Origin of the sequence: Streptomyces niveus (assembly GCF_001723055.1) — a bacterium.
Classification (GTDB): domain Bacteria; phylum Actinomycetota; class Actinomycetes; order Streptomycetales; family Streptomycetaceae; genus Streptomyces; species Streptomyces niveus.
In genome coordinates this window covers 1-4432 of sequence record NZ_MDCR01000396.1, presented here as the reverse complement: position 1 = coordinate 4432, position 4432 = coordinate 1, and the positions used below count along the sequence as shown (strand labels likewise).

At 70.9% G+C, this 4432-nt stretch carries 3 protein-coding genes and 1 pseudogene; 2 read left to right on the top strand and 2 right to left on the bottom strand.

Annotated features, from left to right (window positions below; all coding sequences use genetic code 11):
- Window positions 1-273: pseudogene (locus tag BHU15_RS41765) on the top strand (GTPase HflX); the annotation flags it as partial.
- A 34-nt stretch (window positions 274-307) separates the two neighbouring features.
- On the opposite strand, the gene BHU15_RS34515 reads toward BHU15_RS41765, so the two are convergent.
- Window positions 308-1480, bottom strand: coding sequence for a trypsin-like serine peptidase (locus tag BHU15_RS34515; RefSeq protein ID WP_069630729.1), 1173 nt, complete (start codon window positions 1478-1480; stop codon window positions 308-310).
- 158 nt (window positions 1481-1638) lie between these two features.
- Window positions 1639-2865, bottom strand: a complete 1227-nt coding sequence (locus BHU15_RS34510) for a trypsin-like serine peptidase (protein WP_069630728.1) — start codon at window positions 2863-2865, stop codon at window positions 1639-1641.
- Between the two features lie 471 nt (window positions 2866-3336).
- On the opposite strand from BHU15_RS34510, the gene BHU15_RS34505 reads away from it, so the two are divergent.
- A partial coding sequence (locus BHU15_RS34505) for an IucA/IucC family protein (protein ID WP_368483233.1) occupies window positions 3337-4432 on the top strand: 1096 nt, incomplete at its 3' end.

The following is a 4432-nucleotide window of genomic DNA, read 5'->3' as shown; positions in this document are numbered from 1 at the left end:
ACGCGGCGGACCCGGAGGTCCTCCAGCGGCTGCTGCGGATGGAGCGGCACGCGATCGCCGTGTCGGCGCGTACCGGCGCCGGGATGACCGAGCTGCTGGCGCTCATCGACACCGAGCTGCCCAGGCCGGAGATCACGGTCGAGGCCCTGGTGCCGTACACCGACGGTGGTCTGGTCTCGCGGGTGCACGCCGAGGGCGAGGTGCTGTCCGAGGAGCACACCCCGGAGGGCACGATGCTGAAGGCGCAGGTCCACGAGGAACTGGCCGCGGCGCNNGGGGGCGGGCCTTCCACCGTTGACGCGGGCGTCTATTGGTCCGCGAACTTGTCGCTCATCATCGTGTAGAGCTGCTGGGCGCCCTCACCGAGCCGGGGGCCGGCCAGCCAGCCCGAAGTGACCGGGCCGATGGACGTGTTGGAGACCAGCACCGAGTCGCCGTCGGGTCCGGCCGCGAACCAGCCGCCGCCGGAGGAACCACCGGTCATGGTGCAGCCGATGCGCCACATCGTGGGCGTACCGGCGGCGATCGAGAGCCGGCCGGCGTTGTCGACGCACTTGTGCATGATCAGCCCGTCGTACGGCGGGGCCGCGGGGTAACCCCACGCGCCCAGGCTGCCGATGGTGCTCGCCTCGGGGGCGTCGAAGTCGACGTCCAGGGCCGCGCCGACGGTCTCCTCCAGCGACTTGCCGCCGTTCTCGGGAGTGACGTGCATGACCGCGTAGTCGTACGCCGCTCCGTCGCCGCCGGTCGGGCCGCCGTCGCTGATCCACTCGTTGGAGGTCGCGACCCAGTCGGCCCAGTACTGGCCGTAGGGGGCGATCTCCTGCGGCTGCGCGTTCTGCAGCGCGTCGGCGGACTTGCCCGTGTTGTTGTAGGCGGGGACGAACATGATGTTCCGGTACCAGCCGCCGCCCGCGCCCGCGTGCACGCAGTGGCCCGCGGTCCACACGAGGTTGGACCTGCCGGGGTTCTTCGGGTCCTTGACGACGGTGGCCGAGCAGACCATCGAGCCCTCGGGGGAGTCGAAGAAGACCTTGCCGACGGGCGCCGCGTGGTCGGTGTACGGCGTCTTCTCCGGCTCGGCCTGGACTGGCCGGGGCTCGGGATCGGTGACGTCCTGGTCGCCGGAGATGTCACCGACGGCGAGGGTCTTCGTCGGCGACTTCGCCGTCTTCATCCGCTCGGGCTTCCACAGGTCCTTGATGACCGGGTTGACGAAGTCCTTGGCGCCGCGCAGCCACTTGTCCTTCTCCCAGTTCTTCCACTCACCGTCCTTCCACTTCTCCGGGTCGACACCGTGCTCCTTGAGCCGGTCGGCCAGATCCGCGGGTATCTCCCCACCTGCCTTGTCGGCGGCGGGAGTCGAGGCTGTGGCCTTGTCCGCCGCCTTGTCCTCGCTGCCGCCGCCACAGGCGGTGGCCGTCAGCGCGAGGGCAGCGGCCAGGCTGGTCGCGGCCAGCAATGGGCGTATGGATCGCATGAAAGACGTTCCCCCTGGAACCATTTGAGTCACTTGCCATGAACTTGTCACGCAAAGGGGTGGCCCTCGGGTGGACCACCTCGTGGTGGCCAGACCCGGACGGGCCGTGCCGGCCGTGTCCGCCGTGCCCGAGGGCACGGCGGACGGCGCGCCGGGTCCTACTGGCCGGCGTACTTCTCGCTGACCGCCTCGTAGATGCCCTTGGCCTCGTCACCGAGTCGCGGGCCCGCCAGCCAGCCCGCGGTCACCGGGCCGATCGAGGTGTTCGACACCAGGGCGGGCTTGCCGTCCTGGCCGTTCGCGATCCAGCCGCCGCCGGACGAACCGCCGGTCATCGAGCACCCGATGCGGTGCATCGTCGGGTCCTCGGCGTTGATGGACAGCCGGCCCGGCTTGTCGGCGCACTGGTAGAGCTTCTGACCGTCGAACGGCGGCGCCGCCGGATAGCCGGTCGCCGTCATCGAATCGATCTCCGGCGTGGCCGGTGCGTTGAAGTCGACCGGCAGCGCCGCGCCGACGGTCTCCTCCAGCGACTTGCCGTCACCGCCCTTCTCGGGCGTCACATGGATCACCGCGAAATCGAAGGGGGCGCCCAGGCCACCCGTCGGCGCGCCCTGCGAGATCCACTCCTCGGAGGTCTGCGCCCACTTGCCCCACCAGATGCCGTGCGGGGCGATCTCCTCCTTGGGCGCGGTCTCCAACTCCGATATCGCCAGGTCGCTGTTGTTGTACGACGGGACGAACGCGATGTTCCGGTACCAGCCGCCGTCCTTGCCCGCGTGCACGCAATGGCCCGCCGTCCAGACCATGTTGGACTTTCCGGGGTTGGCGGGGTCCTGCACCACCGTCGCCGAGCAGACCATCGAACCCTCGGGTCCGTCGAAGAACAGCTTGCCCGCCTCGGGCACGTCCCCGTCGTACGGCGCGCTCACCGCCGTCGCCTCCACCGGCTCCGGAGTCGGGTCGGTGACACCCGCGTCGCCGGAGATGTCCTCCTCCTCAACCGGCTTGTCGGGCTCTTCGGCGTCCCGCATCCGGTCCGGGTCCCACAGGCCCTCGATGATCGGGTTGACGTAGTCCCGTGCCTCACGAAGCCACTTGTCCTTGTCCCAGTTCTTCCACTCGCCGTCCCGCCACTTGTCCAGGTCTATCCCGCGCTCCTTGAGGCGCTCCTGGAGATCGGCCGGAATGGTGATCTTGTCGCCGGCGGACCCGTCGGTCGAACCACTGGGCTTGTCGGCCGAGTTCGTGTCCTCGGTGGGCCCGCAGGCGGTGGCCGTCAGAGCCAGCGCCGCCGCGAACGAGGCGATCGCGACGGCGGAAGAGCTTCTGCGCCGCACGCTCCTCCCACGGCGCGTGGTGAACGGTGGGCGAATGGCTCGCATGTCGGGATCCCCCTGGGACTTCGGAACTGTTCTGAACTGACGCATCAACTGGGTTGACCGGACGAATCGGCCAGGTCGTTGAGACCTGAGCCGGAAGTCGGCCCCCACTATGCCGGTGCCGTTGGGGACGGCCGACGGCAGGGGCGTGGTTCCGCCGGCGAAGGATCTTCCGATCGCCCGTGATCCCGGCCGCCTCCCGTCGTTGGTACCTACGGGGGACTCGGCGCCGGCGTTCACCACACGCACCCCGCGGCGCTCGACCCGCCGCGTCGACGTGTGACGTAACCGTTCCCGCGGGAGGACCGACAGCCGTGGCCGTGACCGAACTTCCCTCGCCGCTACCGCTCGTCGCCCCCGTCGGCGACACCTTCCGCCAGTCCGGGGACCACCGCCGTGACGACCACCGGAAAGACCACCGGACAGCGACCGCACCGGCTCTCTGACCCGGCCCCCACACAAGGAAGTCCTCCCGTGAACTCCTCCCTCTCCACACCCGACGCACCCGAGATCGTCGGCCGCCCGCTCGCCCAGGACCTCGGACCGGTCGAACCGCACGCCCCTGCGACGGTCGTACCCGTGACGATCGGCGTGACCACGGTGCCCCGCCAACTGCCGTCGGGCGAGGGGGCGGCCGCCGCCCCCCGCACGCCGGGCCCGCGCCCCACGGCCGCCGTCGCCGACAGGGCGGCAGCCGACCACCCGGACCACCCGGACCACCTGGACCACCTCGACGACCCGGACCCGCGACGGGCCGCCGACGCCGCGACGGTGGAGAACCTGCTGCGCTGCTGGGTCAGGGAGGGCAACGTCCCCCGGCCGGACGGACACACCCTCAGAATCCCGCTCGACGCCAGCGGCACCGTCCTCCTGGTCCCCGTGCGCTACTGGTCGGCCACCGGCTGGCACCGCTTCGGCATGCCCCTGCTGGAGAGCGCGGGACCGCACTCCACTCCCGCCGACGCCGTCACCGTCGCCGCCCTCCTCGGCCGCGAGTCGGGCCGGAGCCAGGGCACCGAACTGGTCGCCAGAGTCGCCGACTCCGCCCGTCGCACGGCCGACTTCCTCACCGACCGACGAGCCGACCCCGGCCCCGTCGGCACCGACCTCTTCCTCACCGCCGAACAGTCGCTCCTCCTGGGTCACCCGCTCCACCCCACGCCCAAGAGCCGTGAAGGTCTCTCCGACACCGAGCACCGTCACTTCTCGCCCGAACTGCGTGGCTCTTTCCCCCTTCACTGGATGGCCGTCGACCGGTCCGTGCTCGCCACCGACTCGGCCTGGACCGAACAGGGCCGCGTCGTCCACGCGGAACAGCTGACCAAGCGGCTCGCGGAAGGCCTGGCACTCCCCGACGGCTCGGTCCCGCTGCCTCTCCACCCCTGGCAGGCACGGGAGTTGTCGCAGCGTCCCGCCGTACGCGCGCTCCTCGACGCCGGTCTGCTCCATCACCTCGGGCCGCACGGCGCCCCCTGGTACCCCACCTCCTCCGTCCGGACGGTGCACCGGACCGGCGCCCCCGCCATGCTCAAGCTCTCTCTCGGCGTACGCATCACCAACTCCCGCCGCG